Source organism: Micrococcus sp. H39-S4 (assembly GCF_027158145.1).
GTDB classification, from domain to species: domain Bacteria; phylum Actinomycetota; class Actinomycetes; order Actinomycetales; family Micrococcaceae; genus Micrococcus; species Micrococcus luteus.
On sequence record NZ_JAPVLT010000005.1, the window covers coordinates 89953 to 116694 of the forward strand.

Below are 26742 nucleotides of genomic sequence, written 5' to 3' on the forward strand. Positions count from 1 at the left end.
CAGCCCACTGTATCGGAGGGGTCGGGCGGGGCGCCCGTCGGAGGCCTCGATCGGCCCGAGGCGAACAGGGTCGCCTCGGCCGGGACAGTCCGCGGACACGGTCAGGGCGTCGTCGGCCCGGCGCCGTCCGGCGATGTCACGACGTCCGACGGACTAGGGTGGTGGTATCCAGCGACCGCGTTGTCGCGGTCGAACGCCTGTCTCAGGAGCGCAGCCTCGTGGATCCCCTCGAACTCGCACGGTGGCAGTTCGGCATCACCACCGTCTACCACTTCCTCATGGTCCCGCTGACCATCGGACTCGGCCTCGTCGTCGCCGTCCTGCAGACCCTCTGGGTCGCCACGGGCAAGGACCACTACCTGCGGATGACGAAGTTCTGGGGAAAGCTGTTCCTGATCAACTTCATCATGGGCGTGGCCACCGGGCTGGTGCAGGAGTTCCAGTTCGGCATGGCCTGGTCGGAGTACTCCCGGTTCGTCGGGGACGTCTTCGGGGCGCCGCTGGCCCTCGAGGCGCTCATCGCGTTCTTCCTGGAATCGGTGTTCCTGGGCATCTGGATCTTCGGCTGGGACCGGATCCCGCGAAGACTCCACCTGGCCGCCCTGTGGTGCGCGGTGCTGGGGATCAACCTCTCGGCCTACTTCATCATGGTGGCCAACGGCTTCATGCAGCACCCGGTGGGCTATGAGGTCGTCGACGGCCGCCCGGTGCTCAACGACCTCGGCGCCGTGCTGACCAACCCGATCGTCCTCACCCACTACCCGCACACCATCTTCGGTTCCTGGGCCGTGGCCGGCGGCTTCCTCGTGGGGATCGCCTGGTACCACCTGTGGAAGCGCCGCCGGGACGGCATCGACGTCGTGGACGAGGCGGGCCTGGTCGTCGTCGGCGACGCCGGCACCGCCGCCCGGGACCGCACCGACCACCGCGTCTGGCTCACCTCGCTGCGCGCCGGGGCGGCCGTCGCCCTGATCGGCTTCGTCGGCACCGCATTCTCCGGCCATGCCCAGGCCCAGCAGATGATCCACTTCCAGCCCACCAAGATGGCCGCCGCGGAGGCCGCCTGCCACGACGGCACCGCGTTCTCCGTGCTCACCCTCGGCGATGTGCGCTCGGGTGGAGCGACCACCTGCGAGGACGTCCAGGGCGTGATCGAGGTGCCGGGCCTGCTCTCCTACCTCGCGTACGAGGACTTCACCACGCCGGTGCGCGGCATCAACACCCTGCTGCCGGAGTTCGAGCAGAAGTACGGCACGCACCTGCCCGACTCCGAGCTCTACGGCGACCGCGCCGGCAGCGAGATCTCCTATCTGCCGCTGATGGAGGTCACCTACTGGGGATTCCGGCTCATGATCCTCTTCGGCGGACTCGGCGCGCTCGCGGCACTGGGCGCGCTGTGGTTCTCCCGCCGCGGCACCGTCCCGGCCTCCCGTGGCTGGATGCGCCTGGCCGTGGCCTCGATCGGGGCGCCGTTCGCGGCGAACATGACCGGCTGGGTGTTCACCGAGATGGGCCGGCAGCCGTTCGTGGTGTACCCGAACCCGGCGATGGGCGTGGATCAGGTGTACATGTTCACCGCCGCGGCCGTCTCGCCCGGGGTCACGGGTGAAGAGGTCCTCGTGTCCCTGATCGTCCTGGTCGGGATCTACGCGGTGCTGCTGGGCGTCGAGGTCTTCCTGCTGACCCGGTTCGTCCGCGGCGGCGTCCCGGCCGCCATGCCGGAGCTCACCGCCGCCGAGCACTCCGATGAACAGAAGCGCGACCGCGACGACGTGCTCGCGTTCGCCTACTGACCCGCTCGCAGAGAGGACAGCACGACCATGGCTGAGGTCCTTCCCGTCTACTGGTACGTCATCATCGCCGTGCTCTGGCTCGGCTACCTGGCCCTCGAGGGCTTCGACCTCGGGGTCGGCATGCTCGTGCGCTTCTGGGCGCGGGACGAGCCACGGCGCCGGGTGCTGCTGAACATCATCGGCCCCGTCTGGGAGGGCAACGAGGTGTGGCTGATCACCGCCGTCGGAGCGATGTTCGCGGCCTTCCCGTTCTGGTACGCGGCGGTGTTCTCCACCCTGTACCTGCCGATGCTCGTGATGCTGTTCGGTCTGATCCTGCGGGCGGTGTCCATCGAGTACCGCGGCAAGGCCGCCACCGACGCCGGCCGGGAGATCTGGACCTGGACCCTGGGCATCGGCTCGTTCCTGGCGGCCTTCATGGCCGGCGTGCTGCTCGTGCTGACGACGACCGGCCTGCCGCTGGACGCCAACGGGGACCGGGTGGGCGGCCCCTTCGTGTGGGTGACCGGCCCGGCGCTGCTCGGTGGTCTGGCCGTGGTCGGTTTCTCCCTGGCGCAGGCGTGGGCGTTCATCGGCCTGAAGACCGACGGCGCCCCCCGCCGGTCGGCCGCCCGCTTCCTGTCCACGTGGACCCCGCTGGCCGTGCTGCCGCTGCTGGTCTGGGCAGGGCTCGTGGTGGCCCGCGGCGACCGCCCGTGGACCTGGGCGCTGCTGGTGCTGGCCGTCGTGGCGGTGGCCGCGTCGGTGGTGGCCGCCCGGGCCGGCCGCGAGGGCCTGGCCTTCACGTCCCTGACGCTGGTTCTGGTGCTGGCGTGGACGGCGATCATGGTCACCCAGTACCCGGTCGTGCTGCCCTCTACGGTGGACCCGCAGTTCAGCCTCACCGCTCAGCTGGCCTCCTCCGGCCCGTACACCCTGGGCCTGATGGCCGTGATCTCCCTGATCTTCGTGCCCATCGTGCTGGCCTACACGGGGTGGTCCTACTGGATGTTCCGCCGCCGTCTGGCCGACACCCACATCCCGGAGGCCCACCTGGTGGAGCCGCTGTGAGCCCCAGCCGCCCCGCCGCCCCGGCCGTCGAGCGCTCCGCCTCGGCGGCCGGGCCGCCTCCGGGCCCGACCCGTCGGGCCCGGCCCCCGATGACCCCGGCCGCACTTCGGGCCCTGCCGGCCCTGCTGGCCCTCGCCGTGCTGCGCGCGCTCGGCTGGATCCTGCTCGCCGAATCCCTGGCCCGGCTGATCACCGGCCTGGCGATGACCCTGGACCCCGAGGACTCCGCCCGGCTGCTCGACCTGCTGTTCCACCCGCCGGCCCCCGTGGGCCCTGTGCCCGCCGCGCAGACCCTGAGCGGCCCCGTGCTGCTCGGGGCGGCCGGGGTGGCCCTGCGTGCCCTGGCGGAGGCGGGGCAGCGCGTGGTGGGCCGCCGCGCCGCGCTGGGGGCCCAGCAGCAGGTGCGGGCCGCCGTCGTCGCCCAACGACTGGCCGCCGCCGACGGCGGACGCCCCCGTTCCGGCGCCGATGCCGTCCTGGTCACCCACGGCCTCAAGAGCCTGGACGACCACTACACCGAAGCCCTGCCCGCGCTGGCCGCCACCGCCGTGGTCCCGGCGGCCCTGGGCGTGTGGATCCTCACCCACGACCTCGTCTCCGCCGTGGTGGCCGCCATCACCCTGCCCCTGGTTCCCCTGTTCATGATCCTGGTGGGCCGCCACACCCAGGAGCGCATCGATGCCGCCCAGGACGGGCTCGACCGGCTGGCCGGGCACCTGCTGGAGCTCGCCCGCGGCCTGCCGGTGCTCGTCGGACTCCACCGGGCCGGCGTCCAGCGCCGCGCTCTGCAGGAGGTCTCCCAGCGGCACCACGCGGCCACGATGGTCACGCTGCGCACCGCATTCCTCTCCGGTCTCGCCCTCGAGCTGATCGCCTCCCTGTCCGTGGCCGTCATGGCGGTGTTCATCGGACTGCGCCTGGTGAACGGGCAGATGGCGCTTCTCGACGGCCTGGTGGTCCTCATCCTCGCCGCCGAGCTCTACCTGCCGCTGCGGGAGGTCGGCGCGGCCTTCCACGCCTCCGAGGACGGCCGCGAGGCCGAGTCCCGCGCCCGGGCCGCGGCCGACGCCCCCGTCCCGGCCCCCGTGCTCGACACGCTCGGGCCGGCCTCCGGGCCGGACCGGGACGGCGGCGTCGTGATTCGGGACCTGAGCGTTCGGCTGGCCGGACGGCAGGTGCTCGGGGGGCTCGACCTCAGCGCGCTCCCGGGTCGCCTGACCGCGCTGGCCGGGCCCTCCGGCACCGGCAAGTCCACCGTCCTGCGTCTGCTGGCCGGCCTGCTGCGCCAGGACGCCGCCGAGGCCACCGGCCGGGTCGCCGGAGTCGACACGGAACGCACCCTCTGGATCGGGCAGCACCCCGTGCTGACCGAGCGCACGGTCGCCGGCGAACTGGACCTGGCCGCCGGGGGTGCGCTGCCCGGTCCCGTTCGCTCCGCCGTGCTGGCCGCCGTGGCGCTCGAGGGTCTCCAGGAGCGGGACCCGGCCGATCTGAGTCCGGGGGAGTGCCGGCGGGTCGCGGTCGCCCGCCTCCTGGCCCGCCTGCACGCCGCGGACGGGACCGGCCCGTGGCTCGTACTCCTGGACGAGCCCACCGCCCACCTGGACGGCGCCGTCGCCGCCGTCGTCGTCGAGACCCTCGCGGCCTTGCCCTCCGGTGCGGTGCCCGGGCTGAGCACGCCGCAGTGCACCGTGCTGGCCGCCTCCCACGATCCCACCCTGCTGACGGCCGCCGACGCCATCGTCCGGCTGGCCCCCGGCGCCGGTCCGACCGCCGGATCCCCGGCCACGGCTATGCCGGTCGCCGCCGCCCAGGGGCGTGCGCGGCCGGAGCCGGTCACCCCGCGACAGGTCTCGCTGCGGGCCGGACTGCGGCTGCTGCCGTGGCGGCAACCGAAGCTCTGGGCCGGCATCGGCTGGGCCGCCGGGACCCACGTGTCCGCGGCACTGCTGGCGGCACTGTCCGGCTGGCTGATCGTCACCGCCTCGACGCGGCCGCCGGTGCTCTACCTGCTGGCCGTGATCGTGCTGGTGCGCGGGTTCGGCCTGTCCCGGGCCGTGTTCCGCTACCTGGACCGGCTGACCACCCACGACGCCGTGTTCGGCTGGGCCACGGAGCTGCGGCTGCGCCTGTGGGACGCGCTGGGCCGTCAACCCCGGCTGTGGGGGCGGGTGGGCCGGACCGACGGCGCCCTGTCCCTGTTGGTCTCGGACGTGGACGCCTTTCGGGACGCGGTGCCCCGGGTGCTCGTGCCTGCCCCGGCGGCCCTGCTCGCCTGGCTGGCCACCGCCGCCCTGACCTGGGCGTTGGCCCCGGAGCTGGCGGTCGTGGCCCTGGTGCCCGGGGCGGTCGCCCTGGTGGTGATCCCCGCGCTGGTCGCCGTCCTGGACCGCCGCCAGACCGCGGCCCAGGTGCGAGGGCAGGGCGCGCTCGTCGACCGTGTGGCCGCCGTGCTGAACGCGGCCGGGGACCTGCGCGGGCTGGGGCTGACCGAGCCTGCGCTGAGGGGACTGGCGGTGCTGGACGACCGGCTGCAGCGTCCCCGCCGTCGGGCCGCGTGGGCCGCCGGCGGGGGCCGGGCGCTGGCGGTCGCGGCCTCCGGGGGGATCGCGGTGGCCGCGGCGGCCGCGGCGGCCCACACCGGCACCTCAGCGCCGGTCGCGGCCCTGGTGGTGCTGCTCGCACTCTCCTGGGCCGAGCCCTATGGGGCGCTGGCCGCCGCCGCCCAGCACTGGGGCACCCTGGCGGATCGGGCGCGGGCGACCGGCGAGCTGCTCGGCCCGGAGGAGGGCGGAGCTGCCGCGGCGCCGCCTGAGCCGGCGGAGGCCGCAGAGCCGGAGGCACGGGTGTGCCGCCTGCGCCTGGTCGAGGCCGCCTTCGCCCACCCCGGTGCGCCGCCGCTGTGGACCGACCTGGAGCTCGACCTGGCCCCCGGGGACGTCGCCGTCGTCACCGGGCCCTCCGGATCCGGGAAGTCGACCCTGCTGGCCGTGCTGCTGGGCTTCCTGCCCCTGACCGCCGGCCGGTACACGCTCGAGACCGTGCCCCCGACGCCCCAGCCGGACCCGGTCCGCCCGGACGCGACGGCGCTGGCCCGGGTCGCCTGGACCCCGCAGGACGCCCTGATCTTCGACTCCACGGCGCGCGGCAACCTCGCCCTGGCCCGCGGCGTCGCGGACGCCCCGTCCGACGCAGAGCTCACCGCCGCGCTCGAGCTGGTGGGACTGGGTCCGTGGCTGGCCGCGGCACCGCAGGGCCTGGACACGCGCGTCGGCCCTGGCGGGCAGCGGCTCTCGGGCGGGCAGCGTCAACGCCTGGCCGTGGCCCGGGCTCTCGTGGCCCGCGCCGATGTCGTGCTGCTGGACGAGCCGACCGCACACGTGGACGCCGACGAGGCACGCGCCCTCATCACGGATCTGCGCCGGGCTCTGGCAGACAGGATCGTCGTGATCGTCACCCATGACGGCAGGCTGCTCGAGGACGGTGACGTCCCTGTGCGGGTCGGTTGCTGAGGCCCCCTGATCAGTCCGCGGACACGGCCACGGCGTCGTCCTCGGCGGGCGGGGCCGAGACGAGGTCGGGGGAGGCGCCGGCACCGACGGCCTCGATGCGCTGGTCCACGGGCACGCCCGAGCCGTCCCGACGCCCGTACTCGATCGGCAGCGCGCGGGCCACCCCGGCCCGCGAGGCCGCGAGCGCGGGCGCAGCGCCGATCCAGCCGAGCTCGAGGCCGCTCTCGCCCTTGAGCAGCCGGTGGGCGCGCACGCCGCCGGTGCCGCGGCCCTTGGCCGGATACTCCCCGAGCGGCGTGACCTTGACGGAGCCCGGGGCGGAGCCGAGCACGTCCGCCTCGCCGTCCGTCACGGTCACCACGACGGCGGGCCGTGGGTGGGCGGCGGCGTCCGCACCGGTCTCGGTGAGGGAGGCGGCGGGGGCCACCCCGAACGCGAGCACCGTGTCCCCGGCGGCCAGCCGGATGCCCGCGACACCGCCGCCGGCCGGGCCCTGGGGGCGCACGGCGGAGGCGGCGTAGCGCAGCAGCTGGCCGGTGCGGGTGAGGAAGACGAGCTGGTCGGCCTCGTCCGGGGCGGGGGCGGCGCCGACCACCGCATCGCCGTCCTTCAGGGCGACGGCGTCGACGACCTGGCGGTTCAGGGGCCATTCCGGCCGGACGCGCTTGACGACCCCGTGGGCGGTGCCCAGCGCCAGGACGGCGTCCAGGGGGACCAGGGCCACGAGCGTCTCGCCCTTGGCCAGGGGCACCAGCTCCGCGGCGGGGACGGCCGCGGTCATCGCGGGGGCCGCGGACGGCTCGCCGGCCACCGGCAGGTCGACCGCCTGGAGGCGGTGCAGCGCGCCGGCGGAGGTGAGGGCCCCGATCTCACCGCGGGCCGTCGTCGGGACCACGGAGGCGAAGGCGTCGTGCTTGCGGCGCCGGCCCTGCGGGGCGATCGGCGTGCGGTCCGCGGTGCGCAGCAGGCGTCCGGAGGTGGAGAGCAGGGCCCAGCACGCCGTGTCCGGGACCATCAGGTCCGCCCCGGCCTCCGCGGCGCCGGCGGGGGTGGGCCCGGACGGTGCGGGCCCGGCGGCGGGGGCCGCGGCGGTCTCGGCCTCGAGCAGGACCGTGCGCCGGTCGTCGCCGTGCTCGTCGGCGACGGCCTGCAGCTCGGCCGAGACCACCTCACGCAGCCGCGCGTCGGAGGCGAGGATCGCCTCGAGCTCGGCGATCGCGGCCTGCAGCTCGTCGCGCTCGGCCTCCAGCTCGATGCGGGAGAATCTCGTCAGCTGGCGCAGCCGCAGCTCCAGGATGTGGTCGGCCTGCACCTGGGTGAGGTCGAAGACGCCCATGAGGCGGGTGCGCGCGGCCGTGGTGTCGTCCGAGGAACGGATGATCTCGATGACCTCGTCGATGTCCACGAGCGCCAGCAGCAGGCCCTCGACGAGGTGGAGGCGGTCGCGGTGCTTGCCGAGGCGGTGCCCGGTGCGGCGCCGCACCACGTCCAGACGGTGGTCCACGTAGACCCGCAGCAGGGGCAGCAGGCCCAGGGTCTGCGGCTGGCCGTCGACGAGCGCGACGTTGTTGATCCCGAACGTCTCCTCGAGCGGGGTGTGCCGGTACAGGGCGGCCAGCACGGCCTGGGGGTTGAACCCGGACTTGAGCTCGATCTGCAGGCGCAGCCCGTTCTTGCGGTCCGTCAGGTCCACGACGTCGGCGATGCCGCTGAGCTTCTTCGCGTCGACGCCGGCCTTGATCCGCTCGATGACCTTCTCGGGGCCCACGCCGTACGGCAGCTCGGTGACGACCAGGCCGGTGCGCCGCGCGGAGACCTGCTCCACGGCGACGGCGGCCCGCATGCGGAACGTGCCGCGGCCGGTCGCGTAGGCGTCGCGGACGCCGTCGAGCCCCACGATCCGGCCGCCCGAGGGGAGGTCGGGGCCGGGGATGTGGGCCATGATCGCCTCGAGGTCCGCCTCGGGGTCCGCGAGCAGGTGGCGCGCGCCCGCCACGACCTCGCGCAGGTTGTGCGGGGCCATGTTCGTGGCCATGCCGACGGCGATGCCGGTGGTGCCGTTGACGAGCAGGTTGGGGTAGGCGGCGGGCAGCACGGCCGGCTGCTGGAGCTGGTTGTCGTAGTTGGGGACGAAGTCCACGGTGCCCTCGTCGAGGTCCGCGGTGAGCGCCAGGGCGGCCGGGGCCATGCGGGCCTCCGTGTAGCGCGGGGCCGCGGGGCCGTCGTCGAGCGAGCCGAAGTTGCCGTGCCCGTCCACCACGGGCAGGCGCAGGGAGAACGGCTGGGCGAGGCGGACCATCGCGTCGTAGATCGCGGCGTCGCCGTGGGGGTGCAGCTTGCCCATCACCTCGCCCACCACACGGGCGGACTTCACGTGGCCGCGGTCCGGGCGCAGGCCCATGCGGGACATCATGTAGAGGATGCGCCGCTGCACCGGCTTGAGGCCGTCGCGCGCGTCCGGCAGGGCGCGCGAGTAGATCACCGAGTAGGCGTACTCGAGGAAGGACGCCTCCATCTCCTCGGAGACGTCGACGTCGACGATGTTCTCCTGCTCCAGCGGCAGCGGGCGCGGGGCGTCCTGCTCGGCGGGGCGGGAACGGGATGAACGGGCCATCATGGTGGTCGGGGAGTCCTCACGGCGTCGGGGATTGTCTACAGTGATCCTATGGGTGAGACCGAAGCCGTCCGCGGATATCCCTCCCACTGGGAGGCCGATGTGGTGCTCCGTGACGGTGCGACGGCCCACCTGCGGCCCATCTCGCCCGAGGACGCCGCCGAGCTGCAGCGCATGCACGCCGGGCAGTCCGAGAACTCCATCTACCTGCGCTACTTCACGTACAAGTCCGAGCTGAGCGCCAAGGACCTGGACCGGTTCACCCACGTGGACCACCGGGACCGGGTGGCGTTCGTGATCACCCGGGGCGGCCGCCTGCTGGGCGTGGGCCGCTACGACCGCTACGGGGACTCCGACGCCGCGGAGGTCGCCTTCAACATCTCCGACGCCGCGCAGGGCCGCGGGCTGGGCTCCATCCTCATGGAGCACCTGGCCGTCGCCGCCCGCGAGAACGGCATCCGCCGCTTCACCGCCGAGGTCCTGCCCGAGAACCGCAAGATGCTCTCGGTGTTCCAGGAGTCCGGCTTCGAGGTGACCCGCCGGTTCGAGGACGGCGTCGTGGCCGTCGAGTTCCCCATCGACCCCACCGCCCGGTGGCGCGCCGTCGTCGAGTCCCGCGAGCACCGCGCCGAGTCCCGCAGCGTCGCCGAGCTGGTCGAGCCCGCGTCCGTGGCCGTCGTCGGCGCCTCCCGCGATCCGCAGGCCGTCGGCTCGCTCGTGCTGCGCCACGTCCTCGAGGCGGGCTTCACGGGAGCCGTCCACGCCGTGAACCGCGCCGCCGAGGACGTCCAGGGCCTCACCGCCCACCGCTCCCTGGCCGACATCGGCGAGCCGGTCGACCTCGTCGTCGTCGCCGTGCCCGCCGACGAGGTCGAGGCCCTCATCCCCGAGGCCGCCGCGGCCGGGGCCCAGGGCCTCGTGGTCCTCACCTCGGGCTACGCCGACGCCGGCGCCGAGGGGCTCGAGGCCCAGCGCCGCCTGGTCTCCCGCGCCCGCGCCCACGGCATGCGTGTGATCGGCCCGGCCTCGGCCGGCCTGGTCCGCACCGACCCCGCGATCCGCCTCAACGCCTCCCCGTCCCCGGGCCTGGCCCAGCGCGGCCCCGTCGGCCTGTTCAGCCAGTCCGGCGCCGTCGGCGCCATGGTCTCCGCCGGCGTCAAGCGCCGCGGGGTGGGGATCTCCACCTCGATCAGCGCCGGCAACCGTGCGGACGTCTCGGGCAACGACGCCATGCAGTTCTTCGAGGCGGACCCCCACACCGCCGCCGTCGGCGTGTACCTCGAGTCGTTCGGCAACCCGCGCAAGTTCTCCCGCATCGCCCGGCGGCTCTCCCGCACCAAGCCCGTCGTGGTGGTCCGCTCCGACGTCACCGGGCGCTTCCTGCCCCCGGGCCACGAGACCCGCACCACCCAGGCTCCCGAGGGCGCCGTGGACTCGATGCTCGACCAGACCGGCGTGCTCGAGGCCCACACGCACGAGGCCATGCTCGACATCCTCATGGCCGTGGCCAGCCAGCCGCTGCCCACGGGCCACCGCGTCGTCCTCGTGGCCGACTCGCTCGCCCTGGACCGGCTGGGCCGCGACGCCGCGGCCGAGGCCGGGCTGGAGGTCACGGCCACCGTCGGCCTCGTCGGCAGCGAACAGGGCATCGCCCCGCCCGCCGAGACGCTGGTCTCCGCCGTCCGGGACGCCGTCCGCCACGAGCAGGCCGACGCCGTCGTGGTGCTGGCCCGCCTCGGCCTGCACCAGGCGGACGACGAGCCGGAGCGGCTGGCCCACGCCCTCGCGGACGCGACCCGGGACGCCCGCATCCCCGTGCTCGGCTGCCTGACCGACGTCGTCTCCCCGCGCTACCGCGGCGCCACGCTCGGCGCCACCGGGCCCGTGGGTGACGACGCCGAGCCCGGCTCCCTGCAGCCCGGCCTGCCCTTCTACCCGTCGCCGCAGCAGGCCATGACCGTGCTCGGCGCGCTCGCGGACTACGTCCACTGGCGCCGCCAGGAGGTCGGCGAGCCGCTCGAGCCGACCGGCCTGCACCCGCACGAGGCCGAGGAGCTCGTGGAGGCGGCCGCCGCGCGTGCCGAGGGCACCGAACTCGTCCGGCTCTCCGACGAGGAGACCGAGACGCTGCTGGGCCACTACGGGATCACCGTGCTGCCCTCGGCCCGGTTCGAGACCGCCGACGAGGCCGTGGCGGCCGCCGAGCGGCTCGGCTTCCCCGTGGCGCTCAAGGCCGTGGACCCCCACCTGCGGCACCGACTCGACCTGGGCGGCGTCCGCCTGAACGTGGTGGACGCCGATTCCCTGCGCCGCAACGTCGAGCACATGCGCCGTCTGCTCGCGCCGTTCGGCGTGCGCGAGCTCGAGGTCCAGGCCATGGCCCCCGCCGGCCAGGCCTGCATGCTCACGGCGCTCGAGGACCCGCTGCTGGGCCCCGTGGTCTCCTTCGGCATCGCCGGCGACGCCACGGACCTGCTGGGGGACTGGGTGCACCGCGTGCCCCCGCTCACGGACCGGGACGTGGCCCGCATGGTCCGCGCCCCCCGCGCCGCCGTGAAGCTGCGCGGCACCGGCGGGGTGCCCTCCGTCGACCTCGCCGCGCTGGAGGACCTCGTGGGCCGCGTCAGCGTCCTCAAGGACGACCTGCCGCAGGTCGCCCGCCTGCGCTTCGCGCCCGTGCTGGCCGCCCCCGAGGGCGTGACGGTGCTGCAGGCCGAGGTGCACGTCGCCAACGCGGCCCGCCGCACCGACTCGGCCCGGCGCGCGCTGCGCGGCCGCTGACCGGTCCGTCCACAGCGGGCCCGGACGGCCCGGCACCGGACCCGTAGCATGGGGGACATGAGCCCGTTCCGCAGGAGTCACGAGCCCGGCCGTCCCGACCACCGCCCCGACGCCCCCGAGGCCGAGGGCCGGCAGCGCGAGGCCCGCACCCTGGACGGCAGCGGCGGCCTCGACGCCTCGCTCGTCCGCGCCGGCTTCTACCCGGACCTCGTGGCGCACGCCATCGCCGTCGAGCTCGAAGGCCGCACCCCGGACGCGCACCTCGTCCACGTGGACACGCACTTCGACTACGAGGAGATCCACCGGCACATCACGGCCCTCGTGCTCGCCGGGGACACCCTGCTGGCCGTCCACCTCGACGACCACGCCGCCGACCCGGCCGGCCAGGCGGTCCTCGCCCAGGTCTCCACCGAGATGGTCCCGGTCCGCGCCCTCGGCTCCGTGGTCCTGACCACGGGCCACGCCGACCCCGCCCGCTTCCGGCCGTCCGACCCCGTGGCCGAGATGACCCTCGGGCTGATGTGGGCCGGCGGCCAGCGCCTGGACCTGCAGCCCGCCGGCTGCGCCGACCCCCAGTGCGACCTCGACCACGGCTACACCGGCACCGCCACCCGCGAGGACCTCGTGATCCGCGTCGCCGCCGACGCCGACGGGCAGGGGGCCGTCGACGGCGCCCTGGCCTTCGCCCGGGCCCTGCGCCGCGCCCACCTGGCGGCCACCACGTGACGGGGCCCGCCCTCCCCGCGGGTGTGGTCCCCGCCGACCGTGCCCTGCGCTCCGTCCTGACCTCCGCCGCGGCCGCCCTCGGTGTCCCGGGCTGTGAGAACGCGCTCGCGGTCCCGGCGGGCCGCCGCGTGGTCGTCGCCCTGGTGGACGGCCTCGGACGGTCCCTGCTGAAGCGCTTCGGCGGCCACGCCCCCACGCTGCGCTCGGCGATGGCCGACGGCGGCCGCGTCCTCGAGGTGGCCGTGCCCACCACGACGGCCGCCTCCCTCACGAGCCTGGGCACCGGGCTGGACGTCGGGGAGCACGGCGTGGCCGGCTACGACGTGCTCGACCCGGACCGGGACGTGGTGATCAATCAGCTGGGCGGCTGGGACGAGGCCACCGACCCGGTGGGGTGGCAGCCGAAGCCCACCGTGTTCGAGCGCGCCGCCGCGGCCGGCGTGGACGCCGTCACGGTCTCGCTGCCCGCCTTCGAGCGTTCGGCCCTGACACGGGCGGGGCTGCGTGGCGGCCGGTTCGTGGCCGGTCGCACCCTGATCGCCCGCGCCCAGGCCGCCGAACGCGTGATGAAGGACGCGCGCGTGCCCACGCTCGTCTACTTCTACGTCAACGAGCTGGACAAGGCCGGCCACCGGGACGGCGTGGGCTCGGAACGGTGGCTGCACGCCCTCGAGGAGATCGACGCGGCGGTGCGGCGCCTGGTGGACCGCGTGCCCGCCGGGACGGTGGTGCTCGCCACCGGCGACCACGGCATGGTCGACGTGCCGCCGTCGCGCCGCGTGGACTACGCCGCCCTGGACGAGGCCGGGGAGCTCGCCGACCCCGCGCTGCTCGAGGGGATCGCGCACACCGCGGGGGAGCCCCGCCTCGTGCAGCTGCACTTCCGGTCCGACGCGGGTCCGGACGTGCGCGCGAGGGTGCGGCGCACCTGGGCCGAGCGCTACGGGGCGCACGCGTGGGTGCTCACGCGGGACGAGGCCGTCGACGCCGGCTGGTTCGGCGCCGTCGTCGAGGACCGGGTCCGTGCCCGCATCGGGGATCTGCTCGTCGCCGTGCACGGGGATCTGGCCCTCTACGACGGCCGGCGGGTGCCCCCGCACGCCTTCGAGATGGTGGGCCAGCACGGCGCGCCCACGCGCGCCGAGCGGGAGGTCCCGCTGCTCACCTGGCACCGCTGAGCCCGCCCCGCGGCCGGGGCCGGGCCGGGGTCAGTCGCCCTTGCGGCCGAAGACGATCTCGTCCCAGCTGGGCACGGACGCGCGGCGAGCGGCCGAGCGGGCCCGGGGGCGCGGCGTGACGGTCGGCATGGCAGGGCGCGCGGCACGCTCGCGAGGCGCGGGCTCCGCCCCCTCGTCCTCGACACCCGCGTCCGCGACGTCTGCGGCAGTGTCCTCGGCGCGGTCGGTCTCGGCGGCCGGTTCCGGCGCGTCGACGACCGGGGCGTCGTCGGCGGTCGTCAGGGCCCCCTCGGCGTCGACCGGGGCGAGCCGCTCGGGCGCCTGGGCGGCCTCGCGCCGACTCCGGTCCTGGTGCTCGCGAGCGATCAGGTGCGCGAGCGCGTCGTCCGACTCCAGGTCCGCGCCCACACGCTGACCCCGGCGCACCCGCAGGATCTCCAGCAGATCGGCGTCGCGGTCGGCGGCCGGGGAGTGCGCACCCGCGGGGGTCACGGCGTCCTCGGCGTCCACGTCGTCCGTCACCGGTTCGGCCGCGGGGGCGCGGGGGACCAGGTCCCAGGCCTCCGCCTCGGACAGGGCGCGGGCCCAGGCGTTCTCGGGTTCGAGGTGGCGTCCGGCCGGGCGGAACGTCCAGAGCGCCGGCGGCTCCTCGCGGGTGGGCAGACTCCTCGCACCGGCCACGGCGAACCGGGCGGCCACGGTCCAGCCGGCCTGGTCCTCGCGCCACGCGTCCCACTCGAGGCTCGCCTCGTCCACGCCCAGCTCGGCGAGCCGGTGCGCGGCGAGCTCGCCGAGCGTGGTGGGGCCGCCGTCCTGGACGAGGTCCGAGTAGAGGTCGGGCCCGCCGACCCAGACCTCGACGGCGCGGGCCTGCCGGGCGATCCAGTCGCGCTCGGCCAAGACGGGGTGACCGTAGGTGCGGATGCGCGAGAACGCGTTCCCGCTCTCCCGGGCCACCTGCTCCACGGAGGCGCCCGCACGGATGCGCTGCTGGATCTCCCGGGGGGTGAGGGGCACGGCCTCCTGGGTCGCGGCGGCCTTGACGGACTCCTGGTCGGTCAGCGGCGCCGGGGTCGGTCCGTCCGCGGTCGAGTCGTCGGCCACGGGCCGCGGGTCGATCCGCGGGGTGAGCGCGAGGTCCTCGTCCGGCCGGGCCGGGCCGGAGGGCGCCTCGGGAGCCCGCTCGTCCTCCGCCGCGGCATCGTCGGCGTGCGTCGCCGCGTCCACCGGTCCCTCGGCGTCCTCGTCGTCCGCCCCGGGGACGTCCATCTCCGTCATGTCGTGCCAGGCCGCGGGGCCGTCCTCGGCCGGTCGCCCGTCCTCGGGCGCGGCGCCCTCGATGACCAGCCGGCGCAGATAGGGGGAGAGGGGGAGCGTGTGCTCCTCGCCCTCGGGCCCCGACAGGCGCAGCGCGTCGCCGTCCTCGGTGGGTCCGGTCAGTCGCAGCTCTGCCATGGCGGTGGTCCCTCCCACATCGTGTTCTGGTCACCGGGCATGCGGACGCCCGGCCGGGCATGCCCCGATCCTAGCCGCCGTGCCGCAGACCACGGCCCGGGCGAGGGACGAGCGCCCGCGCGAATCCGCCCTGGGCGAGCGTGCCCGACAACATTTGGCACGGGTTCGGGCATGGTGCACAATCTACGCGCAACGGCGCAGGCCGGTGACGCGTGGTCCGCCCACGACGCCGCCCGCGCAGTGCCGGCACCGGTCCCGGTGCCGTCCCCCACCAGCGGAGCGTGAAACCCCATGGCCACTGACTACGACGCCCCTCGCAAGAACGAGGAAGAGCTGAGCCAGAACTCCATCGAGGAGCTGAAGGCACGGCGCACGGACACCCAGTCCGCCGTCGTGGACGAGGACGAAGCGGAGGCCGCCGAGGGGTTCGAGCTGCCCGGCGCCGACCTCTCGGGTGAAGAGCTGATGGTGCGGGTGCTGCCCGCCCAGTCGGATGAGTTCACCTGCGCCTCCTGCTTCCTGGTCCGCCATCGCTCGCAGGCCGCGCGTGAGAAGAACGGCCTGATCTACTGCACCGACTGCGAGGGCTGAGCCCCCGCCGCCGGGGCGGTCAGCGGCCCTCGGCCGTCCCCTCCTGCCGGGCCATGGTCCCGCCGAGGGCCGCGACCAGCTCCTCCGGACGCCGGGTGCTGGTCAGCCAGTAGGGTGTGCGGTCGCGCTCGTCGGTCAGCTGGATCCGCACGACGGGCGCGATCCAGCCGCGCACGTTCACGAAGGCCAGCCCGTGCAGCAGCGGGCCGCGCTGGGCCCGGGCGTCCTCGCCGCGATACCCCGTGACCTGACCGACGTGGTGCCGTTCGATGCTGGCGCGGCCCACCTGGAGGGTGCGTTCGCGCACCACGATGCGCGGGGTGGTGGCCACCAGGATCAGGACCTCGACGGCGAAGAACGCGACGGCGGCCGCGATGCCCACCCCGAGGTCGATCGGCGCGAACACGAGTATCGTCAGCGCCGCCAGCATGAGCGCCACGGCCCAGACCCCCGGGGAGGGCGTCAACCGCTCCTCGAACAGGACCGGATCGGGTCCCGCCGCGGCGCCCCCGGGGGCGCGGCGGGAGGCATCGGCGACGGGGTGCTGCTGGGGATCACGCATGGGTCCCAGCTTCCCACATCCGGACTCCGGTCCCGCCGCGCGGCACCGGCGAGGGCGCCCGCCCGGCCGCCTCGACGCGGCCCCGGGCCGACGGGTGCTCGTGTAGGGTCGGGCCTCGTGACCGACTCCGCCGAGCTGCCCGTGCCCCTGCACGCCCTCGATCCGGGCCTGGCCCCGCCCGCCTACGCGCAGCCGGGCGACGCGGGCGCGGACCTGCGCACCGCCGTCGACGTGACCCTGGCCCCGGGAGAGCGCGCCCTCGTGCCGACCGGCGTGGCGCTGGCCATCCCGGAGGGCCACGCGGGGTTCGTGCACCCCCGCTCGGGCCTCGCGGTCCGCCACGGCCTGAGCGTCGTCAACGCCCCCGGCACCATCGACGCCGGCTACCGCGGCGAGATCAAGGTGCCCCTGATCAACCTGGACCCGACGGAGCCGATCGTGCTGCGCCGCGGCGACCGGATCGCCCAGCTCGTGCTGCAGCCGGTCGTGCGGGCCCGCTTCGAGCCCGTGGACGCGCTGCCCGACTCCGAGCGCGGGGCCGGCGGCTTCGGCTCGACCGGCGGCTTCACCGCCGACAACACCCCTGGGAGGACGTCGTGATCTTCGGACGCAACCGCACCGTGCGCCACGAGCAGGTCAGCCTGCCGGCCGAGCTGCTGGAGGAGCGCGACCTCGAGATCGCCGCCGCGCCGGAGGCAGCCGACGTCGGTCCGCACGACGTCGCCACCCGCCCGGATCCCGCCGGCATGATCGACCTGGGGTCGCTGCGCCTGCGGGCGGTCCAGGGCATGAAGCTGCGCCTCGACGTCGAGGACGCGACGAAGCGGATCGTCGCCGCCACCGTCAGCCTCGGCCGCTCGGCGCTGCAGGTCCAGGCGTTCAGCGCCCCGCGCCGCACGGGCCTGTGGGACGACCTGCGCGCCGAGCTGCACGACTCCCTGTCGACCACCGCCCACGCGACCGTGCAGGAGCAGACCGGCCGCTTCGGCATCGAGATCCTCACGCGCGTGCCGGCGGCGCTGCCGGACGGCTCGCCGGGGTGGAACGTCGCCCGGTTCGTGGGCGTGGACGGTCCGCGCTGGTTCGTCCGCGGCGTGTTCCACGGCGAGGCCGCCTTCCAGCCGGAGGCCGCCGAGCCGCTGGAACAGGTGTTCTCCGACCTGGTCGTGGTGCGGGGCGACGAGCCGCTCCCGCCGCGCGAGCTGCTGCCCCTGCGTCCGCCTCCCAACGCGCGCCCGCTGCAGCGTCGCCGCCCGGCCCCGGACGAGGGCCGGGACGTGCTCGCGGACACCGCCACCGGCCCGGGGGACGGCGCGGCACCGGAGGCCACCGCGCTGCCCGAGCGCGGTCCGGAGATCACGGAGACCCGGTGAGCCCCGCCGTCGCAGCCCGCCCGACCGGCGCCGCGGGCCGCATCGAGCGCCGCGGCGTCATCGCCTCCGTCACACTGCCCGGCGCGGACGAGGCGACCGTCTTCCGCGCGGTCTTGGCCGACCGCCTGCCCGCGCCCGGGAGCATGGCGCCCGCGGAGACGCTGCAGCTGGTCTGGCACGGGCGGCGCCGCGTGCCCGGTGTCATGCCGGGGGAGTGGCTGACGGTCCGCGGCCGCGTCACCCAGATGGACGGCGTGCCCACCCTGCACAACCCCGAGTTCGACCTGGTCGACGCGCCCGAGGCCACGCGCTGAGCACGGCCCCGAGAGGAGAGCCCATGACCGAGCCGCGTGGCCCCGTCACCGCCGCCCCGGACGGGGCCGGCCCCCTGCCGTCTCGAGCCCGCCTGGACGAGCGCGGCCGCCTCGACGCGCTGGGCAGCGTCGGTGGCTGGCGCGGCATCGTCGAGGCCTCCCTGCCCACCCTCGTCTACATGGTCGGCTACGTCGCCACCCAGCAGGTGTGGCCCTCCGGCGTGGCGGCCGTCGCGGTCGCACTCGTGCTGGGCGTCGCGCGCCTCGTCCAGCGCCAGTCGCCGGTCCAGGTGCTGGCCGGCCTCGCCGTCGTCGTCCTGTCCGTCGTGGTCTCCCTGACCACCGGCCAGGCCCGCGACTACTACCTGTGGGGCTTCGTCACCAACGCCGCCTACGGCCTCGCGTTCGCGGTGTCCGTCCTCGTGGGCTGGCCCGCGGCGGGCCTGGTGCTCGGCCTCGTGCGCGCCGAGGGCACCCGCTGGCGGGCCCACCGGCGTCGGCGCCGCGCCTACGCCGCGGCCACCTGGATCCTCGTGGCCGTGTTCGCGCTGCGCCTGGCGGTGCAGGTGCCCCTCTACCTCGGGGACGCCGTCACCGCGCTCGGGGTGGCCCGCCTGGTGATGGGCCTGCCGCTCTATGCCCTGGGGCTCTGGCTCGCCTGGTCCGTCAGCTCGCCCGGTCAGGACGACGGCGTGCCGGCGGACTCCGCCGCCTCCGAGCGTCCCTGAGCGCGGCCCTCGCCGACGAGGAGGCGACGCAGGGCCGGCTCGGCGGAGCCGGCGGCCAGGAAGAAGAGCTCGTCGCCCACCTCCAGGACCTCGTCCGCCGACGCCTGCCGGGGGGCGCCGTCGCGCACGACCGCCACGAGCGGAGCCTCCTGCGGCCAGGACACGGTGCCGATGCGCCGGCCCTCGAGCCAGTGCTTTGCCGGGACCCGGAACTCGGACAGCGCCGCGCCGCCGGCCTCCAGCCTGAGCAGGCGCACGAGGTCCCCGGTCTCCACGGCCTCCTCCACGAGCGCCGTCATGATCGAGGGGGTGGACACGGCCACGTCCACGCCCCACGACTCGTCGAAGAGCCAGTCGTTGAGCGGGTTGTTGACGCGAGCCACGGTGCGGCCGACGCCGAACTCCGAGCGGCTCAGCAGGGAGCACACGAGGTTGACCCGGTCGTCGCCGGTCGCCGCGACGAGCACGTCCGCCTCCAGGGCGCCGCACTGCTCGAGCACGGTCAGGTCGCACGCATCCCCGAGGACGAGGCGTGCGCCGCCGACGTCGGCCTTGCGGGCCGCGTCCGTGCGCGCCTCGACGACGACCACCTCGTGGCCGTGCGCGTGCAGCTCCCGCGCGATGGAGGCGCCCACGGCGCCGGCTCCGGCGATGACGGCCCTCATGCCCGTCCCTCCTCGTCCTCGTCCGTGCCGTCCGGCACGCGTGCCTCGCCCTGCAGGGCGGCCTCCACCTGGTCCCGGCGGTCCACCGGGTAGACGGCGTGCAGCACGTCGCCCTCCTGCAGGCGGTCGCCCGGCCGGGGCAGCTGGCCGTCGCCGAGCCGGGTGAGGTAGGCGATGCGCATCCCCACCGTGGACTCGACGTCGGTCAGCCGACGGCCCCACCACGAAGAGTGGGGGACCAGCTCGGTCACGAGCAGCCGGCCGGAGGCGTCGCGGTGCTCCGCGTCGGCGGTGCCGGCCGGCAGCAGCCGGTGCAGCACCTGGTCGGCCGTCCACTGGATCGAGGCGACCGTGGGGATGCCGAGGCGCTGGTACAGCCGGGCCCGGTCGGCGTCGTAGATGCGCGCCACCACGTGGTCCACGTGGAAGGTCTCGCGGGCCACGCGGGCGGCGATGATGTTCGTGTTGTCGTCCGCGGTCACGGCCGCCAGGCCCTGCGCGCGGTCGATGCCGGCGGCGAGCAGCGCGGAGCGGTCGAAGCCCACGCCGGCCACGAGCTCGCCGGAGAAGCCGGGGGCCAGCCCCTCCACGGTCCGCGGGTCGCGGTCCACGAGGGCGACGCCGTGACCGGCCGCGTCCAGCGCGGCCGCCAACCGGGTGCCCACCCGTCCGCCGCCGACGATCACGTAGTGGGCCATGCCCGTCCCTGCCTCTCGTGCGGTGCTCCGTGCGCCGGGGAGCCGACGCGCGCTCCATCCTCGCATCCGGCGGGCACGTCCGGGAGCATCCGCGTCGCCGCGGCGTCCGGGCCCGGCGGGGGTACCGTGGTGCGGTGGCCACGCTGTCCTCCCTCCTGCGCCGCGGCCTCCTCGGTCGCCCCGTGACGTCGCACGCCGCCGACGAGCCCCGCATGAACCGGTGGCGGGCGCTGCCCGTGACGTCGTCGAACGCCCTGTCCTCCCTCGCCTACGCCCCGGACGAGGTCATCCTCACCCTGGTCGCGGCCGGCACGTCCGCGCTCGCGCTCGGACCCGCCGTCGGCTGGGCCGTCGTCGCGGTGATGCTGCTCATCGTCGTGTCCTTCCGCGCCGCGGTCGCCGCCGTTCCGCACGGCGGCATCTATCACATGGCCGGCATGAAGCTGGGCCCGAGGGCCGGCGTCGTCGCCTCGGCCGCGCTCCTGCTGGACTTCGTGTTCACCGCCGCGGTCTCCGTGGCCGCCTTCGCCCACTTCGTGGCGGCGCTGGCCCCCGGACTCACCGTCGGCAGCCGCGTGCTGGTGGCCTCGGCCGCGCTCGTGGGCGTACTGCTGGCCGCGCTCCGCGGGGTGCGGCTGTCCCGGTGGGTGCTGCCCGTGCTCGTGAGCGTGTTCGTCGCCCTGACCGCGCTGCTCGTCCTGGCGGGCCTGTGGCAGGAGGGCCGTGGGCTGCTCGGCGCGGCGCCGACGGCCGGCTGGACGCAGGAGGGCGCCGGGGTCGGCGGGACCGTCGGCACCGTGGCGACGGCGCTGCTCGCCCTGCGCGCGTTCAGCGCGGGATCGGTGCTGCTCACCGGCGTCGAGGTGCCGGTCTCGAGCACCCGCCTGATGGCCCGGCCGGCCGTGCCCACGGTGCGGTGGGTGCTCACCGTGATGGCCCTCACCCTCGGCGCGCTGACCGTGGGCGTCATGCACCTGGCCCAGCGCACCGGCGTCGTCGTCGGGCTGGAGCTGGAGAACCTCCGGGACGCCGCGGGTGCCGAGGTCACGCCCGACCGCGCCCCCGCCCCCGTGCTCGCCCAGCTCGCGGACACCGTGTACGGCCCGGGCAGCATCCTGTCCGTCGCCACCATCGCGGCCACCGCCCTGCTCCTGCTGTTCGCGGCCAAGTCGGCGTTCCGCTCGTTCCCCGCCCTGGCCGCGCGCGTGGCCGAGGACGGCTACCTGCCCCGGCAGCTGAGGGTCCGCAGCGACCGGCTGGTGCACACGTGGAGCGTCCTCGGGATGGGGGCCGTGGCCCTCTCGCTCGTGCTGTTCTTCGAGGCCCGGACCGCCCTGCTCGTGCAGCTCTACGTCATCGGCGTGCTGCTGGCCTTCACGCTCGCGCAGGCCGGCATGCTGCGGCTGTGGCGCCGCCGGCTCGTGCACACACCGGGCGCCCGGGCCCGCGCGGCCGTCCGGCTGCGCCTGATCATCACGGCGGTGGCCTGGGTGGTCACGGCGCTGGCGGGCGTCGTCGTCCTGGTCACCCGCTTCACGCAGGGCGCGTGGGTGGCGCTGCTGGCGATCGTGCTCGGCTCGCTGGTTATGGGGCGGATCCGCCGCCACTACGCGGACGTGGACCGCGAGCTCGCACCGGACCCCCAGGACGACGCGCGGGCCCTGCCCTCGCGGGTCCACGTGGTGGTCGTCGTGACCACGCTGGACCGGCCGGCGCTGCGGGCGCTGGCCTACGCCCGCGCGTCGCGGCCGTCCTCCCTCGAGGCCGTCGTCGTGGACGCCGAGCGCGCCGCCACCCTGGAGGTGATCGACGCCTGGGAGCGTGCCGGCCTGCCGATGTCGCTCACCGTGATCGCCTCGCCCTACCGCGACACGGTGGCCCCCCTGGTGCGGCATGTGCGCGAGCACCGACGCCGCTCCCCGCGGGACCTGACCATGGTGTTCATCCCGGAGTACGTGGTCCGGCCGGGCTGGCGCACGCTCCTGCACAACCGGACCGCCACCCGCCAGACGCGGCGACTGCAGCGGGAGCCGGGCGTGATGGTGGGCTCGGTGCCGTGGCAGGTCCACGAGGGCCAGGGCTCTTGACCGCCCCGGCGCCCCCGGGGAGCGGCGGATGACGCCGTCCGACGGCGCGCCCACGATCGAGGCGACACAGCCGCATCGGTCTGCAAGGATGATGATGATCTGACCAGTCGATGCTCAGGGCAAGACCTGAAGCGCGCTGCGATGCGAGAGGAGCCAGACATGGCAGTCGTCGACACGTCCACAGACGTCACCGGGATCGGGAGGACCATCGAGGTGGAGGTCGGGGCCATGGCCCACGGCGGCCACTGCGTGGCCCGGCACGAGGGGCGGGTCGTCTTCGTGCGCCACGCCGTGCCCGGCGAGAAGGTCCGGGTGGCCCTGACCGAGGCCGAGGACGGGGCCCGCTTCTGGCGCGGCGACGTCGTGGAGGTGCTGCGGCCCTCCGAGTTCCGCCGCATCCACCAGTGGAAGCTCGCGGACATGCTGCGCGCCCACGCCTCGGGTCGCCCGCCCGTGGGCGGCGCCGAGTTCGGCCACATCGTGGTCCCGCACCAGCGCCGGCTCAAGGCCCAGGTCTTCCGGGACACGGTGCACCGCATCGCCGACCTCGCGGTGGAGCCGGAGGTGTGCTTCGCCGGCTCCGAGGACGAGCCCACCGGCCAGCGCTGGCGGACCCGGAACGCGTTCGCGGTGACCCCCCAGGGGCACATCGCGATGCACGCCTACCGTTCGGCGACCCTCCTACCCGTGCGCAACATGCCGCTCGGCGTGCCGGCCCTCGATGCGCTCGCCCTGTGGGACTGGGACTTCACCGGAGCCGCCCGCGTGGACGTCGCGACGCCGGCCTCCGGCTCCCGCCCCCTCGTGCTGGTGACGCCCACCCCGCAGACGCGGGCGGACGAGGTCAAGCTCGGCCGGCTGCGCACCCGGATCCGCCAGGCGGCCAATGCGTGCGGCGTGGACGTCTCCACCGGCCTGGCCCTGCCCGGCCCGAAGCAGTTCCAGCCGGTCAAGGTCGAGCGCATCACCGGCAAGACCTGGGTCGAGGAGACCGTGGAGTCCGAGCGCGGCGGCACCAAGCGCTTCCGCGTCACGGGTGACGGCTTCTGGCAGGTCCACCAGCACGCCCCGGCCACCCTCGTGGACGCGGTGCTCGAGGACGCGCGCGTCGAGCCGGGCCAGGTCGTGGCCGACCTCTACGGCGGCGCCGGCCTGTTCAGCGCGTACCTGGCGGACGCCGTGGGACCCGAGGGCCGCGTGTACTCGGTGGAGGCCTCCCGCCAGGCCTCGAAGGACGCCCGCCGCAACCTGCACGACCAGCCGCAGGCCTCGGTGCTCAACGGCCCCACGGACAAGGTGCTCGGCAGCTGGCTGAAGTACCCCGAGCGTCCCGTGGCGGACGGCGGCCTCGGCGGTGCCGCGCTGGACACCGTCGTCCTGGACCCGCCGCGGGCGGGCGCGGGGCGGCGGGCGATCGAGCGCATCCTCGCGCTCGAGCCGGGCCGCATCGTGTACGTCTCGTGCGACCCCGCCTCGTTCGCCCGCGACCTGGCGTGGCTGCGCGACGGCGGCTACGAGGTGGAGCGCGCCCGCGTGTTCGACCTCTACCCGGACACCCACCACCTCGAGTCGGTGACCGTGCTGGTGCCGGCCGCCCAGAGCGCCCCGGCCGCGGCCGTCGTCGAGATCTGACCCGGCATCCGCGTGGCGGCCTGCGGGCCGCCGCGCGCCATGCCCGCGTCACACGGGACCGGCGCGGTACCCTGGGACGCAGTGCGGCACCTGTGACGCAGACGACGCCCGTCCCGGACGGGGCGCGGTCCGCGGCCGCGGGTGACCACCCCCCACTGGACGAGCGCCCGGAGGAAACCGGGCGGGAAGAGGAGTCCTCTCGTGACCACCGTCGACAGCTTCGGCTCCAAGGGCGTCCTGGACGTCAAGGGCGCCGAGTATGAGATTTTCCGTCTGAACAAGGTCGAGGGGGCGCAGAAGCTGCCCTACTCCTTGAAGGTGCTGCTGGAGAACCTGCTGCGCACCGAGGACGGCGCCAACGTGACCGCCGACCAGATCAAGGCCCTGGCCGCCTGGGACCCGAACGCCCAGCCGGACACCGAGATCCAGTTCACGCCGGCGCGCGTGATCATGCAGGACTTCACCGGCGTGCCCTGCGTCGTGGACCTGGCCACCATGCGTGAGGCCATCCAGGACCTGGGCGGCGACCCGGAGCGCGTGAACCCGCTCTCCCCGGCCGAGCTCGTGATCGACCACTCCGTGCAGATCGACTCCTTCGGCAACGACGCCGCCATCGAGCGGAACATGGAGATCGAGTACGAGCGCAACGGCGAGCGCTACAAGTTCCTGCGCTGGGGCCAGACCGCCTTCGACGACTTCAAGGTCGTCCCCCCGGGCATGGGCATCGTCCACCAGGTCAACATCGAGAACCTGGCCCGCACCGTGATGACCCGCGAGGTCGACGGCGTGCTGCGCGCCTACCCGGACTCCTGCGTCGGCACCGACTCGCACACCACCATGGTCAACGGCCTGGGCGTGCTCGGCTGGGGCGTCGGCGGCATCGAGGCCGAGGCCGCGATGCTCGGCCAGCCCGTGTCCATGCTGATCCCGCGGGTCGTGGGCTTCAAGCTGACCGGCAGCATCCCGTCCGGCGCCACCGCGACCGACGTGGTGCTGACCATCACCGAGATGCTCCGCCAGCACGGCGTGGTCGGCAAGTTCGTCGAGTTCTACGGCGAGGGCGTCGGCTCCGTGCCCCTGGCCAACCGCGCCACCATCGGCAACATGTCGCCCGAGTTCGGCTCCACCGCCGCGATCTTCCCGATCGACGAGGTCACCCTCGACTACCTGCGCCTGACCGGCCGCTCCGAGGAGCAGGTCGCCCTCGTGGAGGCGTACACCAAGGAGCAGGGGATGTGGCACGACCCGTCCTCCGAGGTCGCCTACTCCGAGTACCTCGAGCTGGACCTGTCCACCGTGGTGCCCTCCATCTCCGGCCCGAAGCGTCCCCAGGACCGCATCGAGCTCACCGACTCCAAGGACCAGTTCCGCAAGGACCTGCACAACTACGCCACGCAGGACGAGGCCGGCGAGGGCCGCCCGTCCAAGCTCGTGGACGTGGCCATGCCGGACGGCCGCCAGTTCCAGCTGGACCACGGTGCCGTGTCCATCGCCTCGATCACCTCGTGCACCAACACGTCAAACCCCTCCGTGATGATGGCGGCCGGCGTGCTGGCCCGCAACGCGGTCGCCAAGGGCCTGAAGTCCAAGCCGTGGGTGAAGACCTCCGTGGCCCCGGGCTCCCGCGTGGTGACCGACTACTACGAGAAGTCCGGGCTGCGCGAGTCCCTCAACGACCTCGGCTTCAACGTGGTCGGCTACGGCTGCACCACCTGCATCGGCAACTCCGGCCCGCTGGAGTCCGAGATCTCCGAGGCCATCCAGGAGAACGACCTGTCCGTGACCGCGGTGCTCTCCGGCAACCGCAACTTCGAGGGCCGCATCAACCCGGACGTGAAGATGAACTACCTGGCCTCCCCGCCGCTGGTGGTCGCCTACGCCCTGGCCGGCACCATGGACTTCGACTTCGAGAACGAGGCCCTGGGCCAGGACACGGAGGGCAACGACGTCTTCCTCAAGGACATCTGGCCGGACCCGACCGAGGTCCAGCAGATCATCGACGCGTCGATCGACACCGAGATGTTCACCTCGCAGTACGCCACGATCTTCGACGGCGACGAGCGCTGGCAGTCCCTGGAGACCCCCTCGGGCTCCACCTTCGAGTGGGACGAGAAGTCCACCTACGTGCGCAAGCCCCCGTACTTCGAGGGCATGACCATGCAGCCGGACCCGGTGTCGGACATCTCCGGCGCCCGCGTCCTGCTCAAGCTGGGTGACTCCGTGACCACGGACCACATCTCCCCGGCCGGCTCCTTCAAGTCGGACACCCCGGCGGGCCGCTACCTGCTGGAGAACGGCGTGCAGCGCAAGGACTTCAACTCCTACGGATCCCGTCGTGGCAACCACGAGGTCATGATCCGCGGCACGTTCGCGAACATCCGCATCAAGAACCAGCTGCTCGACGGCGTGGAGGGCGGCTTCACGCGCGACTTCACCCAGGAGGGCGCCCCGCAGGCCTACGTGTACGACGCGGCGCAGAACTACGCCGAGCAGGGCACCCCGCTGGTGGTCCTGGGCGGCAAGGAGTACGGCTCCGGCTCCTCCCGTGACTGGGCGGCCAAGGGCACCGCGCTCCTGGGCGTCAAGGCCGTGATCACGGAGTCCTTCGAGCGCATCCACCGCTCGAACCTCATCGGCATGGGCGTGCTGCCGCTGCAGTTCCCGGAGGGTGAGAACGCCGACTCGCTGGGCCTGACCGGCACCGAGACCTTCGACATCTCCGGCATCACCGCCCTCAACGAGGGCACCACGCCGAAGACCGTGAAGGTCACGGCCACCGGTGAGGACGGCAGGGTCACCGAGTTCGACGCGGTCGTCCGCATCGACACCCCCGGTGAGGCCGAGTACTACCGCAACGGCGGCATCCTGCAGTACGTGCTCCGTCAGATCGCCGCGAAGGCCTGATCCACGGGACACCGCCCGCGCGCGGGCACCACGACGACGGCGGCCCGCCGCCCTCCGCACGGAGGGCGGCGGGCCGCCG

At 74.7% G+C, this 26742-nt stretch carries 19 protein-coding genes; 14 read left to right on the top strand and 5 right to left on the bottom strand.

Annotated features, from left to right (window positions below):
• Positions 1 to 218: 218 nt before the first annotated feature.
• The 3 genes from O3T09_RS06690 to cydC are packed head-to-tail and all read left to right on the top strand — an operon-like array spanning position 219 to position 6355.
• Positions 219 to 1793 (top strand): cytochrome ubiquinol oxidase subunit I, encoded by a 1575-nt coding sequence (locus O3T09_RS06690; RefSeq protein ID WP_070709091.1) that lies wholly within the window; start codon positions 219 to 221, stop codon positions 1791 to 1793.
• A gap of 27 nt (positions 1794 to 1820) precedes the next feature.
• A complete protein-coding gene (gene cydB / locus O3T09_RS06695; protein WP_036314110.1) occupies positions 1821 to 2843 on the top strand; it encodes a cytochrome d ubiquinol oxidase subunit II in 1023 nt (340 codons plus the stop codon).
• A complete protein-coding gene (gene cydC, locus O3T09_RS06700) occupies positions 2840 to 6355 on the top strand; it encodes a thiol reductant ABC exporter subunit CydC (RefSeq protein ID WP_101965993.1) in 3516 nt (1171 codons plus the stop codon). Before cydB ends, cydC begins: the two co-directional genes overlap by 4 nt.
• A gap of 10 nt (positions 6356 to 6365) precedes the next feature.
• On the opposite strand, the gene O3T09_RS06705 is transcribed toward cydC, so the two are convergent.
• A complete protein-coding gene (locus tag O3T09_RS06705; RefSeq protein WP_036336994.1) occupies positions 6366 to 8972 on the bottom strand; it encodes a DNA gyrase/topoisomerase IV subunit A in 2607 nt (868 codons plus the stop codon).
• Between the two features lie 48 nt (positions 8973 to 9020).
• Between O3T09_RS06705 and O3T09_RS06710 the strand changes: the two genes are divergently transcribed.
• From O3T09_RS06710 to O3T09_RS06720, 3 genes are read left to right on the top strand one after another with little or no spacing between them, the layout of a single operon-like run.
• Positions 9021 to 11750 carry a bifunctional acetate--CoA ligase family protein/GNAT family N-acetyltransferase gene (locus O3T09_RS06710; RefSeq protein WP_044659531.1) on the top strand — a complete coding sequence of 910 codons (2730 nt, stop codon included), beginning with the start codon at positions 9021 to 9023 and terminating at the stop codon, positions 11748 to 11750.
• A gap of 57 nt (positions 11751 to 11807) precedes the next feature.
• Positions 11808 to 12476: a DUF5998 family protein gene (locus O3T09_RS06715; RefSeq protein ID WP_036382843.1), complete on the top strand. Its 669-nt coding sequence runs from the start codon at positions 11808 to 11810 to the stop codon at positions 12474 to 12476.
• Positions 12473 to 13654 (top strand): alkaline phosphatase family protein, encoded by a 1182-nt coding sequence (locus tag O3T09_RS06720; protein WP_043279609.1) that lies wholly within the window; start codon positions 12473 to 12475, stop codon positions 13652 to 13654. Before O3T09_RS06715 ends, O3T09_RS06720 begins: the two co-directional genes overlap by 4 nt.
• 30 nt (positions 13655 to 13684) lie before the next feature.
• Here the strand turns inward: O3T09_RS06720 and sepH are convergent, their stop codons facing one another.
• The gene (gene sepH / locus O3T09_RS06725; RefSeq protein ID WP_020625074.1) at positions 13685 to 15109 is read right to left on the bottom strand and encodes a septation protein SepH; all 1425 of its coding nucleotides are present in this window, start codon (positions 15107 to 15109) and stop codon (positions 13685 to 13687) included.
• Positions 15110 to 15400: 291 nt separating this feature from the next.
• On the opposite strand from sepH, the gene O3T09_RS06730 reads away from it, so the two are divergent.
• Positions 15401 to 15700 (top strand): DUF4193 domain-containing protein, encoded by a 300-nt coding sequence (locus tag O3T09_RS06730; RefSeq protein ID WP_002858157.1) that lies wholly within the window; start codon positions 15401 to 15403, stop codon positions 15698 to 15700.
• A gap of 19 nt (positions 15701 to 15719) precedes the next feature.
• Here O3T09_RS06730 and O3T09_RS06735 read toward each other — a convergent pair whose 3' ends face one another.
• On the bottom strand, positions 15720 to 16262 hold the full coding sequence (locus O3T09_RS06735) for a DUF3093 domain-containing protein (protein ID WP_020625075.1): 543 nt from the start codon (positions 16260 to 16262) through the stop codon (positions 15720 to 15722).
• 117 nt (positions 16263 to 16379) lie between these two features.
• Here O3T09_RS06735 and dut point away from each other — a divergent pair, with 117 nt between their 5' ends.
• The 4 genes from dut to O3T09_RS06755 are packed head-to-tail and all read left to right on the top strand — an operon-like array spanning position 16380 to position 18677.
• A complete protein-coding gene (gene dut, locus O3T09_RS06740) occupies positions 16380 to 16862 on the top strand; it encodes a dUTP diphosphatase (RefSeq protein ID WP_020625076.1) in 483 nt (160 codons plus the stop codon).
• Complete coding sequence (locus O3T09_RS06745; protein ID WP_020625077.1) at positions 16859 to 17635, top strand: DUF3710 domain-containing protein; 777 nt, start codon at positions 16859 to 16861, stop codon at positions 17633 to 17635. Before dut ends, O3T09_RS06745 begins: the two co-directional genes overlap by 4 nt.
• Complete coding sequence (locus O3T09_RS06750; protein WP_020625078.1) at positions 17632 to 17949, top strand: OB-fold nucleic acid binding domain-containing protein; 318 nt, start codon at positions 17632 to 17634, stop codon at positions 17947 to 17949. Before O3T09_RS06745 ends, O3T09_RS06750 begins: the two co-directional genes overlap by 4 nt.
• A gap of 23 nt (positions 17950 to 17972) precedes the next feature.
• The gene (locus tag O3T09_RS06755) at positions 17973 to 18677 is read left to right on the top strand and encodes a DUF3159 domain-containing protein (RefSeq protein WP_020625079.1); all 705 of its coding nucleotides are present in this window, start codon (positions 17973 to 17975) and stop codon (positions 18675 to 18677) included.
• On the opposite strand, the gene O3T09_RS06760 is transcribed toward O3T09_RS06755, so the two are convergent.
• Together O3T09_RS06760 and O3T09_RS06765 are read right to left on the bottom strand one after the other, a co-directional pair.
• Positions 18629 to 19342, bottom strand: a complete 714-nt coding sequence (locus O3T09_RS06760) for a potassium channel family protein (RefSeq protein ID WP_020625080.1) — start codon at positions 19340 to 19342, stop codon at positions 18629 to 18631. The genes O3T09_RS06755 and O3T09_RS06760 overlap by 49 nt on opposite strands.
• Positions 19339 to 20040 carry a potassium channel family protein gene (locus O3T09_RS06765; protein ID WP_020625081.1) on the bottom strand — a complete coding sequence of 234 codons (702 nt, stop codon included), beginning with the start codon at positions 20038 to 20040 and terminating at the stop codon, positions 19339 to 19341. The genes O3T09_RS06760 and O3T09_RS06765 overlap by 4 nt, the downstream gene beginning before the upstream one ends.
• A gap of 134 nt (positions 20041 to 20174) precedes the next feature.
• Here O3T09_RS06765 and O3T09_RS06770 point away from each other — a divergent pair, with 134 nt between their 5' ends.
• The 3 genes from O3T09_RS06770 to acnA all read left to right on the top strand — a co-directional run bounded on the left by O3T09_RS06770 (position 20175) and on the right by acnA (position 26663).
• Complete coding sequence (locus O3T09_RS06770) at positions 20175 to 22127, top strand: APC family permease (RefSeq protein WP_036382845.1); 1953 nt, start codon at positions 20175 to 20177, stop codon at positions 22125 to 22127.
• A 159-nt stretch (positions 22128 to 22286) separates the two neighbouring features.
• Positions 22287 to 23759 (top strand): class I SAM-dependent RNA methyltransferase, encoded by a 1473-nt coding sequence (locus O3T09_RS06775; protein ID WP_020625083.1) that lies wholly within the window; start codon positions 22287 to 22289, stop codon positions 23757 to 23759.
• A gap of 201 nt (positions 23760 to 23960) precedes the next feature.
• On the top strand, positions 23961 to 26663 hold the full coding sequence (gene acnA, locus O3T09_RS06780; protein WP_020625084.1) for an aconitate hydratase AcnA: 2703 nt from the start codon (positions 23961 to 23963) through the stop codon (positions 26661 to 26663).
• The last annotated feature ends 79 nt before the right edge of the window (positions 26664 to 26742 follow it).